General features: G+C 38.9%; 14 protein-coding genes. 2 read left to right on the forward strand and 12 right to left on the reverse strand.

What is annotated here, in order from left to right:
- Positions 1–21: 21 nt before the first annotated feature.
- From rhaM to rhaB, 4 genes are read right to left on the reverse strand one after another with little or no spacing between them, the layout of a single operon-like run.
- The gene (gene rhaM, locus ACPWSO_RS04950; RefSeq protein WP_426081713.1) at positions 22–333 is read right to left on the reverse strand and encodes an L-rhamnose mutarotase; all 312 of its coding nucleotides are present in this window, start codon (positions 331–333) and stop codon (positions 22–24) included.
- 10 nt (positions 334–343) lie between these two features.
- A complete protein-coding gene (rhaD, locus tag ACPWSO_RS04955) occupies positions 344–1,171 on the reverse strand; it encodes a rhamnulose-1-phosphate aldolase (protein WP_426081811.1) in 828 nt (275 codons plus the stop codon).
- 45 nt (positions 1,172–1,216) lie between these two features.
- Positions 1,217–2,503 (reverse strand): L-rhamnose isomerase, encoded by a 1,287-nt coding sequence (rhaA, locus tag ACPWSO_RS04960; RefSeq protein ID WP_426081714.1) that lies wholly within the window; start codon positions 2,501–2,503, stop codon positions 1,217–1,219.
- On the reverse strand, positions 2,504–3,970 hold the full coding sequence (gene rhaB, locus ACPWSO_RS04965; protein WP_426081715.1) for a rhamnulokinase: 1,467 nt from the start codon (positions 3,968–3,970) through the stop codon (positions 2,504–2,506). It lies immediately after the preceding gene.
- Positions 3,971–4,150: 180 nt separating this feature from the next.
- On the opposite strand from rhaB, the gene ACPWSO_RS04970 reads away from it, so the two are divergent.
- Complete coding sequence (locus ACPWSO_RS04970; RefSeq protein WP_426081716.1) at positions 4,151–5,020, forward strand: helix-turn-helix domain-containing protein; 870 nt, start codon at positions 4,151–4,153, stop codon at positions 5,018–5,020.
- A 260-nt stretch (positions 5,021–5,280) separates the two neighbouring features.
- On the opposite strand, the gene ACPWSO_RS04975 is transcribed toward ACPWSO_RS04970, so the two are convergent.
- The 7 genes from ACPWSO_RS04975 to ACPWSO_RS05005 form a co-directional block, all read right to left on the reverse strand.
- A complete protein-coding gene (locus ACPWSO_RS04975) occupies positions 5,281–5,685 on the reverse strand; it encodes a hypothetical protein (protein ID WP_426081717.1) in 405 nt (134 codons plus the stop codon).
- Positions 5,686–6,003: 318 nt separating this feature from the next.
- A complete protein-coding gene (locus tag ACPWSO_RS04980; protein ID WP_426081718.1) occupies positions 6,004–6,183 on the reverse strand; it encodes a transposase family protein in 180 nt (59 codons plus the stop codon).
- A gap of 365 nt (positions 6,184–6,548) precedes the next feature.
- Positions 6,549–7,382, reverse strand: a complete 834-nt coding sequence (locus ACPWSO_RS04985) for a sugar phosphate isomerase/epimerase family protein (protein WP_426081719.1) — start codon at positions 7,380–7,382, stop codon at positions 6,549–6,551.
- A gap of 467 nt (positions 7,383–7,849) precedes the next feature.
- Positions 7,850–9,145 carry a TRAP transporter large permease gene (locus ACPWSO_RS04990; RefSeq protein ID WP_426081720.1) on the reverse strand — a complete coding sequence of 432 codons (1,296 nt, stop codon included), beginning with the start codon at positions 9,143–9,145 and terminating at the stop codon, positions 7,850–7,852.
- 3 nt (positions 9,146–9,148) lie between these two features.
- Positions 9,149–9,634, reverse strand: a complete 486-nt coding sequence (locus tag ACPWSO_RS04995; protein ID WP_426081721.1) for a TRAP transporter small permease — start codon at positions 9,632–9,634, stop codon at positions 9,149–9,151.
- 9 nt (positions 9,635–9,643) lie between these two features.
- A complete protein-coding gene (locus ACPWSO_RS05000; RefSeq protein ID WP_426081722.1) occupies positions 9,644–10,660 on the reverse strand; it encodes a TRAP transporter substrate-binding protein in 1,017 nt (338 codons plus the stop codon).
- Between the two features lie 17 nt (positions 10,661–10,677).
- Positions 10,678–11,784 (reverse strand): glycoside hydrolase family 88/105 protein, encoded by a 1,107-nt coding sequence (locus tag ACPWSO_RS05005; protein WP_426081724.1) that lies wholly within the window; start codon positions 11,782–11,784, stop codon positions 10,678–10,680.
- A 261-nt stretch (positions 11,785–12,045) separates the two neighbouring features.
- On the opposite strand from ACPWSO_RS05005, the gene ACPWSO_RS05010 reads away from it, so the two are divergent.
- Positions 12,046–12,900, forward strand: a complete 855-nt coding sequence (locus ACPWSO_RS05010; protein ID WP_426081812.1) for an AraC family transcriptional regulator — start codon at positions 12,046–12,048, stop codon at positions 12,898–12,900.
- A gap of 392 nt (positions 12,901–13,292) precedes the next feature.
- Here the strand turns inward: ACPWSO_RS05010 and ACPWSO_RS05015 are convergent, their stop codons facing one another.
- Positions 13,293–14,096 carry a gluconate 5-dehydrogenase gene (locus ACPWSO_RS05015; protein ID WP_426081725.1) on the reverse strand — a complete coding sequence of 268 codons (804 nt, stop codon included), beginning with the start codon at positions 14,094–14,096 and terminating at the stop codon, positions 13,293–13,295.
- Positions 14,097–14,179: the final 83 nt, after the last annotated feature.

Genomic DNA, 14,179 nt, shown 5'->3' on the forward strand with positions numbered 1-14,179 from the left:
CTTTTTCTTCAATCTATTCCATTATAATTCAAATACTGGCAACAGGTCCTCTGCAACTGGCGAGTTATCTGGATTGGTTTCCATAATATCTGCCATGTAATCCCACCATTTGCGGTTAATAGCTGTTGCTGCTGTTTTTCCCCACAGCAGTTCATCTTTTATCTCCAGATAAGCAAAAAGTGTACTTGTTTCCGAATCCAAAAAGATTGAATAGCTCACTGCGCCGTATTCTTTAAGCATTTGTTTCATTTCCGGCCATAGCTCATCGTGCCGTTGCTTATATTCTTCATGCTTATCAGGATATACTTTCATTTTCACTGCTTTTTTAATCATCTAAGCACTCCTATTTTTCTTTCAAATAACCTGCTTTTGGTTCTACACCAAAGGCATCAGCTAACGCCCAGAGATTTTCATCGGTAATTGTCTGTCTCACTCCACCTTGCGCGCAGACGTACGTATAGATTTCCGCTGCTTTTTCCGCTGTTTCAATCAATCCAAAAACCTCATCCATATCTTTACCAGCTCCATAAATCCCATGCTGCGGCCATAAAACAAGGCGCGTTTCTTTCATTTTTGCTGCAGTTGCTTCACCGATTTCATTGGTTCCAGGTACTAGCCAAGGAATAATAGAAACGCCTTCCGGGAAAACAACTAAGCATTCTGTACACATTTGCCATAAGGTGCGGGTAAATGCTTTTTCATCCAGCTCATGTGTAAAGCTCATAGCCAACAAATGGCTGGCATGGTTGTGCATGATAATCCGATTGTCAGGATCAACTTCCAAACGAGCGATATGGCTCATGAAATGGCTGGGAAGCTCACTGGTTGGTACAGCATTGTTCTCTAAACCCCATAAGAGCTCTACAGCACTTCCGTCCTTGCTTACGCGCACCACACCTAAGTTTTCAGCAGGAGCATCGCAAACATTCTTGAAGTATTTCCCTGAACCTGTCACGATAAAATATTTGCCCGCCAGCTTACTGCCGTCAAAAATCATTGGGATTGTTCTAAGCACATTTTCCGGATTAAGAAAGGGTAGGATTTCTTCTTCTGTTAGCAGATAAGAAATATTTCCTCCGTTCCGTTCATCCCAGCCTAAGCGGTAAAGATTTGCCGTAGTTTTTGTCATTTCCTGCACAAAAGGTGCATGTAGCATATCCATTTTTTTCATCATTCTGTTTGTCTCTCCTTCGATTTTCCATTAATAAGCTTTTTTCTACGAAAAACGGCAGCTTTCTTTACCATTACCAGTCATTCTTTGACTCAATACGTCTTTTTCATACTGCTTAACTTCAGCAAGCCAGTCTAAATTTACAGGTACTCCATTTATTTCACAGTAATAATTCCAGACATCAGCGAATGGAAAATCCTTTAGTTCTTCAATCATCGCTAAACGAGTTGTATAATCTCCTGAATTTTCGATAGCCTTCAGCTCTTCGGTTGGTTCAAGCATTGCCTTCATAATCGCTTTTTGAGTATTTCTTGTACCAATCACCCAAGCTGCTATCCGGTTAATCGTTGCATCAAAGAAATCCAAGCCAATATTTGTTATTGGCAGCAAGTCGTTGCGAACCAGCTCTCTACCGATTTCCTGTAACTCGTCGTCCATAATGACCACATGATCACTGTCCCAGCGAATCGGACGGCTCACATGTAGAAGAATCCCTTTACTAAATAGAGACAAGGAAGACAGTTTATTGGAAATCACTTCCGTTGGATGGAAATGACCAGCATCCAAACAGACAAGCTTGTTTCTAGTTAACCCATAGCCCATATAAAATTCATGAGAACCAACCGTATAGGCTTCTGAACCAATCCCGAACAGTTTGCTTTCAACCGCATCCAGCGTATACTCTGTGCTTAGCTCTTCTGAAAAAATCTCATCAAGAGACTCCATCAATCTTCTTCTTGGCGCCAAACGGTCGATAGGGTTGTCTTTAAAGCCATCAGGAACCCAGAAATTATTTACACAAACCTGTCCCAGCTCTTTTCCAAAATATTCAGCAACCCTTCTTGAACGTTTTCCATGTTCAATCCAAAAATCGCGAACTTCCTTATCTGGTGATGCTAGAGTAAATCCATCCTTGTACATTGGATGAGAGAAAAAGGTCGGGTTAAAGTCCAATCCCAGCTTTTGCTCTTTAGCCCAAGAGACCCATTTTTCAAAATGCTTCGGCTCAATTTCATTTAAATCAACTGCTTCATCTGTATCAAGATAAATCGCATGCAGGTTTAGTTTATGATTCCCAGGAATCAGTCCATAAGCTTTTTCCAAATCCTGTCTCAGCTCATCCGGTGTACGTGCTGCCCCTGGATAGTTGCCGGTAACAGATATTCCTCCGGAGAGCTCCTCGTCACTTAGAAACCCTTTAACATCATCCCCCTGCCAAACATGCATGGAAATTTTTACGTCGTTCATTTTCTTCATTACTGCATCCGTGTCCACACCAACAGCAGCATATCGTTTCTTAGCATCTTCGTATCGTTGTTTTACATCAGTCATTTACTTTTTTGCTCCTTCTATCATAGATTTATATGCTTCAATAATTTGATTATCAAATGGCTCCGGCTGATGAATAGAAAAATCAAAGGATTTTTGAATCACCTTGCGGGCTTCTTCAAGATTGTTAAAAATTCCGGTAGCAATCATCTGCATTAGAATATTGCCAATGGCTGTTGCTTCGCCAGGGCCTGCTTCAACTGGAATGCCTGCTGCATTAGCAGTCAGCTGATTAAGAAATAGATTATTTGCACCGCCCCCGACAATATGAAGCTTATTGATTTTTTCTCCAGTTCCAGTCAAGCCTTCCATTTTTTCCAGCTCTACAGCATAGCAAAGGGCTAGATTATCGTAGATACATCTGGCCAATTCGCCGGCTGTTTCTGGAACCTTTTGATTCGTATTGCGGCAATAGCTTTGTAATGCTTCAATCATATTATCTGGATTTAGAAATACTGGGTCATTCACATCAATGAACTGCTGAAATCCAGGAGCCGCAGCAGCCTGCTCGGCAAGCTCCGCATAGCTATACTGATATTTCTGCATTCTTGCAACCTCCTGAATCAGCCACATTCCCATAATATTTTTCAAAAAGCGAATCGTGTTATGGGCGCCCCATTCATTTGTGTAGTTTTCAAAAAATGCTTGTCGGGAAACATTAAACAACGTTGTCTCGATTCCTAGAAGAGACCAGGTACCGCTGCTAATATATGCCCAGTTTTCCCCGCAGCCTGGAGTTCCGATGACTGCAGAAGCTGTGTCGTGTGTTGCTACAGTAATAAATGTGGCTTCCGGCAAATCCCTTGTTGGGAATTTTTCTTGCAAAAGAGTACCCAGTACTGTCCCAGCTTCTACTAATGGGGGCAGCTGTTCTTCTCTAAGACCAACCAGCTTTAACAATTCACCATCCCAATTTTTGCTTTCCGGATTTAAGAGCTGCATGGTTGAAGCGTTTGTCTTTTCTGTTACTGCCTTCCCAGTAAACACGTAGCCTATATAATCAGGAATCAGCAGCAGCTGGTGTGCCTCCCTCAGTTTTTGCTGGTCTTCTGCCAGCAGCTGAAAAATAGTGTTGAAGGGCTGAATCTGAATGCCGGTTTTCTCATAAAGCTTTTCTAAGGAATAGTGTCTGGTAAATTCCTGTACAGCGCCTTTCGTCCGATCATCCCGATAAGAAATAGGCGCCTCTTTTAAGCAGCCGTGCTTATCAATTAAACAATAATCAACCGCCCAAGTATCAATTCCCACATAGCATTTCTCTATACCGGATTGTTTGACTTTTTCCAACCCGTTAATTATTTCCTCTATCAGACGGTTGATTTCCCAGCGATCATGCCCATCTTTTTGGGAAAAGCCATTTTTAAAGCGATGAACCTCTTCTAAAGTAATCCGATCATCTAGCTCATAATTACTTTTCATCAGCCGACCGCTGGAAGCACCAATATCGACGGCAATATATGCTTCTTTCATTCTTCCACCTTCTATTACACTTTTTTGATATAAAAATAAAGCGATGTCATTTTTAGCAAAAATAGTTTATTTATTTGTTTACAAAGTAATAATAGTATCAAATCAATTCTTTTACATCACACAATTTTGATATATAATTGCACTATCTTGGTATATACATTTAAAGGAGGGAAATTAGCTATGTCCTATTGGGAAAATGCGAATCATTCATGGAGCCCTGACTCTACTCGATACATTAATACACCTGATCAGAAAAGCCGCGAGCTCTTCTATTATATTCAAGAAATCGGTCACTTTAAGGCTCATCAGCCCTACTTTACTGAACGAGCAAATCTCCCGTCTTTTTTAGTCAAATTTACACATTCTGGGGAAGGAAAACTAATCTATAAGAATCAACATTATATTTTGAAAAAGGGTGACGTTTTCTTTATCGACTGCCGTGAGTATCAGCACTATCAGACAACCAGCGACGAACCTTGGGAAATGGATTGGATTCATTTTTTTGGCGGAAATGCAGAGGCCTTCTATCAGGAATTTATGAAAAATGGCACAAATGTTTTTCACACAGAAATGACCACACTAACTAATCCTATTCATTTGATTATCAATCAGATGCTGCTAATACAAGAAAATCAGCACGCCCAGACGGATTATCAGGTTTCGGTTTTACTTCATCAGCTGTTAAACGAGCTTTTGCTTCAGAAAAATCAACTGGATTTTACCTATGAAGAAATTCCTGATCACGTACTTGCTATGAAGGATTTTCTGGATCAGTATTTTAAAGAGTTCATTTCCATGGAACAGCTGGAAAAGCTATTTCATGTCAACAAATACCAGTTGAACAAAGATTTTTCCCGCTATATTGGCCAACCGCCTATTAGCTATCAGATTAATAAGAAAATCTCTTATGCGAAAGATTTACTTCGCTATTCCAAGCAGTCCATCAAAGAAATTGCAATGGAAGTTGGCTTGGAAAACTTTGCTTATTTCAGTCGTTTGTTTAAAAAAAGAACTGGTCTTTCCCCCAGTAGCTACAGAAAAATCGGCTAGCGTTAAATGCTTTACCAGTTTCTCTATTATTTAAGGTTCTTATTTTTCGCAGTATTAGAGGAAGGTATCTTTCCAGTCACACTGACAAGGTAGAAAGAATCAGTTACTTTCAATCAGCCACCTAGATGACTCATATCGTTTCTTTTAATCAAAAAAGAGCTTAAAACAAAATCGGATTTTTGTTTTAAGCTCTACGCTGTTATTTAATTTTTAGTCTTACAAGCAGCTTTGATGTAAAACAGTTATTCAAACTAATACACTTATTTTCTTTCATTCATTAAAGCCTTTAAGGTCATTCCTCCACCAGCACCTATCAATACCATAATCAAGATATAAACATAAAGCGGTGTTGCCATTAAGCGAATATGCACGCTAGTAATAATACTAAAGACGATTAGAACAACACCTAAACCCATCAATAGCTTAGCTATCACCGATTTCATATTATAGAAAAACAAAACAATCCCGGCAATTAGCGGAATAACTACCAATCCGTTAGAAAAACCATACCGGCCAAATCTGAAAAAGTTCGTGCTATACCAAGAAGAACTTACATAGACTCGGTTAAACAGCATAAACAAACCAATCCCTAAAAGAATAATTCCGAAAAAAAAATTGCCGGTTTCATCTTTTTTTCTTTTTCCCACACTATTTTTCTTTTTCATTTTTACTCCTCCAACTCGATAACAAGAACCTCTTTATAAAATTAATATAGCATAGGCTATTTTTAAAGTAAACGAGGTTCCAGTTGGAAGTACGACAAAAGTATGAAACTAACTCTCTTGATTATAGATACTTAGTCAAGGGCAAAACAGAAATCCGGAGACCGCACTAATGAATTGAAACAGCTAGCCGGAAGCGACTCAGCTAAAATCGTGCCTATTCCATTCCTAAATAGCGTCAAACTCGCTGTATTCCTTATACTAACAGCGAGTAATTCCCTATTGCTTCTACAGCTGCTTCAATTCTTTACTGGCTCCTTCCTATTGGAGACAATCCTGTACTCGATAGAGATAAATCATTCCCATGACTCGACAAATGGTGTCTTTTGAAGGAACACCATTTTCCAAACTAATAAAGTGTTTCAAAATCGTTTTATTACGCAAAGCGAAAAAATGACTTTCTTCCCATTCGTTACAATTTACCAAGTAGCAAAAAAACAATCATCACACTAGCTGATAATGAATGAACCACCTTGCGTGCTTGACGAGAATCAGTGACTTGAGATGAAAAACAAAGAGGACCTTCATGAAAAAAGTGCCCTTCTACATTGAATTGATAGTTTCAGTCTAGTTCATTACTACCAACAGGAAAACAGATTCTTTCAATTTTCTCACTTTCTTTTTCCTTCATGAGTATGTCCTGGGTCGGAAGTTCGTTCGTCTAATGCTGAGCTATAATTTTTTACATTAGACTTCTCTATGAACTTTCTTTTTTGCCAAAATAAATCGACTACTATTAAAAACGTTTATCTGATCTAGTCCCTAGATATTTTTGAAGAGACTTTATTACTTGATTACACTGTAATTTATTTAAATTTGGCTATTAATTCTCTAGCTCTACTGATTTTCTCATTTTTTGTTTCTTCCAAAACAATATTTATCAAAGGTTTATGAGTATTAATAATCTCCAACATCCCTTCGATGTCCATCAAGCCTTCTCCTACAGCTGCTGGAATAACCTTTCCAGCTTCAATAACAAAATCTTTCAGGTGAATTGCAGCAATTTTTTCACCAAACAGCTCAAATGCCTGTTTTAAAATAGTGGTTTGCTGCTGATAGTTTGCAGCGGTAATCAAATTGGTCGCATCCAAAACAACACCCAAATAATCAGAATCAATTCGTTGTATCAGCTGATTCATACGCTCAACAGAGTAAATCGGATGGTTTAAACCCGGCTCGATTCCTACTAAAATACCGTACTTTTCTCCACACTTCACCAGCCGCTGAATCGATTCAACGGCTAATTCAAAAGCTTCTTCTGTAAAATTCTGTTCCGTAAAGACAATTTCTGGTAAGACATTCCCAGTTTCAGAAGCTACCATAGAAGCACCAAAGTATTTTGCATACTGTACGTAAGCTTCAAATTTCTGCAGAAGCTCCTCCCTTGTATCTTGATTAGGATGAATCATATTGATATAGCAGCTCAAAATGGCAATTTGAACACCACTTTTCATAAATTCATTTTTTATAAATGTTCCAAATCCTGGAGATAAGTTTTCCTTGCCGCTTGCTAATTTCGGAAACGACATACCTAATGCCAGTTGAACATTTTCTATGCCAGCTTCTTTAATTTTTGCCGGCAAATCTGTTATAGAGTACCCTCCTGTTAAATCATGGCCTCGAACTGTTAAATTATACAAATTAGTACCCTCACTTTATTAGTAAATTCTTTTATTGATTGCTTCATATACTTGAAAGCCTTGCATCACACGTAAAATAAAATTCGTGTTACCCAGAAAATAACCAGCGGGCATTATTTTAAATTGTCCACTGCTATAAATAAGAAACAGAGGATGTGACAGTTGCATGTCGCCATCCCCTAAAACAGTATTTCAGAAGCAGACTCTTTGGAAAAAAATCGAGTCCTATTGAAAATATGAAAAGCTCTACATAAGTCTCAATCATCCGCTACTCGATTCCCACGCAGCGTTTCTTGTTTTTTTACTCTCCATATCCTAATACTCCTGTCCAAACCTTTGCTTATTTTACAATTCAGATAATGCTTGCTCCCCCCTTCAATCTATAAAAACTGCCTTCTCTGGTTGTTTGTTGGTTTATCCAATCAAAAATTTGGGGTGATTAATTAGATAAACAGTGGTGAATGTGATTAAGAAGCGAGATTTGGCAGCCACATAACAACTTGCGGGAAATAGGTAATCAAGAAGAGTACCGCTAAAATTGCTAGATAAAATGGAATAAGCGGCTTGAGCATTTTTTCAGCCTTAACCCCGCCGACACTGGCTCCAACATACAGGCCGGTTCCTACAGGCGGTGTGATTGAGCCGACACACAGATTCATGATGGCAAAAAGTCCAAAATGAACAGGATCTACGCCAACACTGGTTACAACCGGCAGAAAAATTGGTGTGAAAATCAAGATTGCCGGACCTACATCCATAAACATTCCAACTAATAACAATACAATATTTACCAGCAGCAGTACTAACAGTTTATTTGTTGTCAGACCTAAAATCGCTGCACTAATTGCTTGAGGAATGCCGGTAAAAGCCATTGCAAAAGACATCATTGAAGATGTTGCCAATAAGAAAGCAATCGTTCCTGTTGTTAACACCGCATCCTTTAGCATTTTAGGAATGTCTTTCACCGTTACTGTTTTGTAGAAAAACATCGCAATGAGTAATGAATAGGCAACCGCAATTGCTGACGCTTCGATTGCTGTAAACAAACCTGTTAGGATTCCGCCGATAATAATAACAATCAGCATCACACTTGGCAGCGCTTCTTTCAGCACTGTGCCAACTGCTCCAATTTCAGAACGAGTAACTGTTTTATAGTTGTTTTTCTTAGCATGGATAAATGCAACAATCATAATTCCGATGCACCATAGAGCACCTACCAGATAACCGCCGAGAAACAATGAGGAAATCGATGCACCACTGGCAACCAGTGAATACATGATAAATGCTGTACTGGGCGGGATAACCATGCCTGTTGGTGCAGAAGCAATGTTCACTGCTGTTGCAAACTTCCGGTCATACCCAGCCTTTACCTGCTGAGGAATCAACACTCCGCCAATGGCTGTTGAAGCAGCAATCGCTGAGCTTGACATTGAACCGAACAACGCATTCCCTAAAACATTCGTATGTGCTAAACCTCCTGGCACCCGACCGACAAACAACATGGCAAAATTAACGAGCTTTTCCGCTATTCCGCCACCATTCATAATAATTCCCGAGAGAACAAAGAACGGTATTGCGACCAACGAAAAGCTATTTAGACTGGACACCATTTTTTGAGCAGAAGTAAATACTGCAATATCAAATGGAACAACTAACAATAATGTGGCTATAGAAGAAACGGCGATACTGATTGCAATCGGCATTCCTAATATCAGCAGTATGGCAAAAACGATAAATAGTATTAAACCAGCTTCCAACGCCATCTTTTATTCCCCCTCCTGAACACTTTCTTCTACTGGTTTTTCCAGTAGATTCAATAAGCTGTAAATAAACATAATCACTCCCGATATTGGAACTGCCAGATAGACATAGCCCATCGGAATAGAAAGCGATGGCGAAATTTGTCCCATAGTTACTGTTACAGCTTTCCAGCCGCCGAATACCATGATAACTGCAGCAAACAACAAGAATAAAATTTGTACAACAATTTCTAAAAGACGTTTGTTGCCGCCCTTCAAATGATCACTTAGCAGCGTTACTGCTAAATGACTTCTTTTTCCCACTACATAAGCAGAGGCCAGCATCGACAGCCAAACTAGACCAAATCGAACAAACTCTTCGGTAATTGTATTAGGATTATTCAGTACAGTTCTGGCAAATACTTGATAGAGAACGACTAAAATCATAACTGCCAGCAGCACAGCTCCGAAAACCTCTAAACATTTATCTAAAATATTCCTTACCGTTTTCATAGTGACCTCCTAGTTCATTTCGTCTGCTACAGCACGAATTTTCTCGTATAAATCGCTGTAGTTTTTATCATTTTTGAATTGATCATGAAGCGGCTGAACGGCTTCCTGGAAAGGCGCACTGTCTACATCGTTATAAACCACACCATACTCTTCCTCGGCAATTTTTTTCTCTTCCTCAACCGCCTTTTTAAATACTTCTTTTTCAAATTCAGTGGATTCTTTAGCAGCCTCAACAACTGCTTCATACTGCGCATCTGTAAGACGTTCTTTCACATCATCATTCATGATTACAATATCCGGTACGCGAGTATGCTCATCATAAGAGTAATACTTCGCAACGCCGCCGTGTCCTGCCGTATATAGTACGAACTCATTATTTTCGGCGCCATTAATTAAGTTTGACTGCAATGAAGTATAAACTTCCGAACTGCCCATAGGAACGGGTGATCCGCCTAAGAGCTCCACCATCTTAATCGCTGTTTCACTTTGCATCACTCGAATCTTTTTCCCTTTTAAATCCTCAGGTGTATTCACAGGACCGCCTGTCATATAAAAGCTTCGCTGACCAGAGTCATAGTAGGTTAGACCAATGAATCCTAAGTCTTCAGTTGAGTGATAAATCTCATCCATGATTTCCTGATTCTCCATCACTTCAAAAAAGTGCTCTTCATTATCAAAGATGTAAGGTACAGCAAAGATTGAATAATCCTTTGAAAAGCTTTCCAGTGCAGAACCGCTAACCTTTGTAAAATCAATTCCGCCCGTTTGAGTCAGTTCAATCAGCTCAGTTTCCCCACCTAGCTGGCCATCGGGAAAATACTCAATACTTACTTCTCCGTTTGTTTTTTCTTCAACTAAGCGGCCAAATTCCTGCATAGAATCGATAACCGGCTGGCTGTTACTGGCATAAGCATACCGCAGCACAACCTTTCCATCGTCAGCTGCTTCGGATTGACTACAGCCGCTTAATGCTATCAGACCAGCTGTTGACAGCAGCAGCCCCGTAATAAGATGTTTCATTTTCATCATTTTTCCTCCTGTTTTTAGCAATAAGAAACAAGCAGTTCTGTCAGACACAGAATCGTCAATGACTGTCCATAAGGCATTGCTGTCATACCAATGTTGCGGTAGAAGTCCAAATCATCACCCATCCCTGTTCCGATTGAAACATGCTGAACTTCTCCTTTTTCATCAATCTCTTCTAATAGACCAGCCATCGCTTTATAAGCAACCGCTTCATAGTCACTGCTGATATAGCGTTTATGAACAGCTTTCAAAATACCATATGCAAAGCCGGCAGTCGCAGAGGATTCCAGATACGAATCAGGATCATTCAGCAATGTATGCCACAGTCCTGACTCATGCTGGTAGTCTGCAAGAGATGCTACCTGAGCGTTTAGTGTATTAATTAGGAAGGCTCTTAATCCATCTCCTTCAGGAAGCTCTAAAATTTCAATAATTTCAGGAATTGCAATCGTAATCCAGCAGTTACCTCTGGCCCACAATGCTTCGGCATAGTTATGATTGCCTTCAAAAGTCCATCCGTGATACCAAAGGCCAGTCTTTTTATCCATCAAATATTTGATGTGAATCAGAAACTGGTGCCTTGCCTCTTCCAAATAATGAGGGCGATTTAAGAGCTTACCAATTTTCGCCAGCGGCAGAACAGTCATCATCAACGTATCATCCCAAAGCTGATTAGTATTTGGGGGACCATAAGTCGCATGCTGCAGTCCGTTTTCGTTTGTTCTAGGCATATCATGCATGACCCATTCCGCCCATTGCTCCAAGTAAGGAACGTATTTAGGATCTTTCGTATCCTCATAGAGATAAGCCATCGTCAGCAGCGGAGCCATTGTGTTGACATTTTTAGGCGGTGCTCCTTCTTTCATGCGGGCATCAAACCAATCATTTACAACTTGTAAAGCCTTTTCATTTTTAGTAATCCGATAGTTCTTATACATCCCATACAAACCGACACCTTGAGGCCAGTTCCAAATTGTCCAGCTCTTATCGTCAACCTTCAATCCATCAAAATCCAATAGGAATTCTCCACTGTTATCTTTAATAGTTGTCAGATTTTCAATCATCAAATCAATTTTTTCTTCAACCGTTTCTTTCGGTACAAATAATTCCTGTTTAATAATCATCGCTGCATTAACTCCTTTTCGATTCTTTATTCTATTATTACTCGAGTTTTTTCAAAGCGCTTTCAACACTAGGTATGTACTTAGTTTAACAAGTCAGTAAAATTATTTATATAATAAAAATTGCTAAATTACTGTCAAAAATTGCATATAAAGCCTTTTCAGTGTATTTTTAGTGTATTATAGAAGCGGATACATTTTTGAAATAAGGGGGAGTTCATTTTGACAGACTCTAAATTGCTCAATACTTCACTAGTAAATTCGATGATTTCCAATGACTATGAAGTCTTTCATGTTAAGGATTTTGTCATCCAAGAGAAAACGCTTTATCATTACCATGATTTTTATGAGATTCATTGTACCTTAATGGGTACAGCCGAATTTTATTTGGATGGTCAACAGTATCTTTTAAAACCAGGTTCGGTAATTTTTATCCATAACCTGGACCTTCACCGCATCGTCAAACAGAACTCTGATTTTTTTGAAAGAGTTTATATGTTTATTACGCCAAGCTTTCTAAAAAAACGCTCTAGTAAATATACGAATTTGGAGCGCTGTTTTCATCCAACTGGCCGTACAAAGAGCAAAATTATTCAGACTGATCCGGAAAAGCTGCGTTATTATCTTTCACTGATTGAAGCACCAGCAGATAAGAAAGAATATGGATTAGATTTAATGTATGAACAACAGTTTGTAAACTTTCTCGTTTATTTGAACAAGCTGGTAATGAATGAGGAAAAAGAGGTTCAACCAAAACAGGCCACGGAGAATACCTTGATTGAAGACTTAATGAATTATGTCTCAGAAAATCTCAGCGAGCCTCTAACCTTGGACGATGTAGCAAAAGAATTTTTTGTCAGTAAATATTATATTTCCCGTACCTTTAAAAGCAGCACAGGTTTCACCTTTCATAATTATGTCTTAAAAAAGAAATTGCTCTATGCCAAGCAATTGTTAGTGACTTATAAGAATTCTAATGAGATTTATCTGCAGTGCGGCTTCAAATCTTATCCTCATTTTCTTAAATGCTTCAAAAAAGAATTTGGTATGACACCAAAAGAATTTTTGAAAAAGCATCATACTCAGGAAGTTGTGTTTTTTGATCATCATCAAGCATAATTAAGGTTAAAACAAGAGATTGCTTTCGGCATATATGAAAGTCTCTGTGAATAGGAAGGATCGTTTTAGATAAATAAAAAGAATTCATAGAAATGATTGCTCAGATTTCTGTGAATCCCTTTTATTTTGTTGTGGAGTCTGTTTCTTCATTTATACGTTTACTTAGCTTCTTAATGGATAAAAAATTTACTGCTGCTGCTCTTTTTTAGACAGAATATCTATCTAAAGGAGTAGTTCTATAAAAAAACAGAGCTGTTTATTCCCTTCATTCACGCATATGAAAGGACAGCTCTGTCGATTTTATTTACTTAGGAATTTTTTTAGTTTCAGAAACATATTACTTAGAAAACCATTCATACATATTTTCTTTTACTTAGGTGATTAAAAGCTGATTATGGTTGTTTACCAATGTAAGCTAGAATACCGCCGTCTACATACAAAATGTGTCCGTTAACAAAGTCAGAGGCTTTCGATGCTAGGAATACAGCAGGCCCCGCAAGATCATCTGGTGTACCCCAGCGAGCTGCCGGCGTCCGGCCAACGATAAATTGGTCGAAAGGATGACGAGAACCATCCGCTTGCTCCTCACGCAACGGTGCTGTTTGCGGTGTTGCAATATAGCCTGGACCAATGCCGTTACATTGAATATTATACTCACCATACTCAGAAGCAATATTCTTTGTCAACATTTTCAGGCCGCCTTTAGCAGCTGCATACGCACTAACTGTTTCCCGACCTAACTCACTCATCATTGAGCAGATGTTGATAATCTTGCCGCTGTTTTGCTCCATCATTCCTGGAAGAACAGCTTTAGACATAATGAAAGGACCATTCAAATCAATATCAATGACTTGACGAAAATCTGCAGCTTCCATTTCATGCATTGGTGTACGCTTAATGATACCAGCGTTGTTTACCAGAATATCGATAACGCCAACTTCTTCTTTAATTTGTTTAACCATTGCCTGAACCTGTTCTTCATTGGTTACATCGCAAACATAACCTTTTGCATCGATTCCGACTTTTTTATAATTTTCAATCCCGTCATTAACTGATTTTTCATCAATATTGTTAAACACGATTGTAGCACCTGCTGCAGCTAAAGAGCTGGCAATCTCAAACCCGATACCATATACTGCCCCAGTAACTAAAGCAATTTTCCCATCTAATCTGAAGCTGTCCATCTTAAAATCCATAATTTCATCTGCCTCTTTTCTTTTTTATTAAAGGGAGCAAACTAAGTGCTCCATTATTTCTATCTGTTTAAAACTTTAAATAC

It is taken from the genome of Enterococcus sp. LJL51 (assembly GCF_049894025.1).
Taxonomy (GTDB): domain Bacteria; phylum Bacillota; class Bacilli; order Lactobacillales; family Enterococcaceae; genus Enterococcus_L.

Excerpts from the sequence above, each read along its gene's own strand:
- rhaD (WP_426081811.1), bottom strand. The coding sequence starts at position 1,171 with ATGAAAAAAATGGATATGCTACATGCACCTTTTGTGCAGGAAATGACA.
- ACPWSO_RS05005 (WP_426081724.1), bottom strand. The coding sequence starts at position 11,784 with ATGATTATTAAACAGGAATTATTTGTACCGAAAGAAACGGTTGAAGAA.
- rhaB (WP_426081715.1), bottom strand. The coding sequence starts at position 3,970 with ATGAAAGAAGCATATATTGCCGTCGATATTGGTGCTTCCAGCGGTCGG.
- ACPWSO_RS04995 (WP_426081721.1), bottom strand. The coding sequence starts at position 9,634 with ATGAAAACGGTAAGGAATATTTTAGATAAATGTTTAGAGGTTTTCGGA.
- rhaM (WP_426081713.1), bottom strand. The coding sequence starts at position 333 with ATGATTAAAAAAGCAGTGAAAATGAAAGTATATCCTGATAAGCATGAA.
- ACPWSO_RS05015 (WP_426081725.1), bottom strand. The coding sequence starts at position 14,096 with ATGGATTTTAAGATGGACAGCTTCAGATTAGATGGGAAAATTGCTTTA.
- ACPWSO_RS05010 (WP_426081812.1), top strand. The coding sequence starts at position 12,046 with ATGATTTCCAATGACTATGAAGTCTTTCATGTTAAGGATTTTGTCATC.
- ACPWSO_RS04970 (WP_426081716.1), top strand. The coding sequence starts at position 4,151 with ATGTCCTATTGGGAAAATGCGAATCATTCATGGAGCCCTGACTCTACT.
- ACPWSO_RS04990 (WP_426081720.1), bottom strand. The coding sequence starts at position 9,145 with ATGGCGTTGGAAGCTGGTTTAATACTATTTATCGTTTTTGCCATACTG.
- ACPWSO_RS05000 (WP_426081722.1), bottom strand. The coding sequence starts at position 10,660 with ATGAAAATGAAACATCTTATTACGGGGCTGCTGCTGTCAACAGCTGGT.
- ACPWSO_RS04975 (WP_426081717.1), bottom strand. The coding sequence starts at position 5,685 with ATGAAAAAGAAAAATAGTGTGGGAAAAAGAAAAAAAGATGAAACCGGC.
- rhaA (WP_426081714.1), bottom strand. The coding sequence starts at position 2,503 with ATGACTGATGTAAAACAACGATACGAAGATGCTAAGAAACGATATGCT.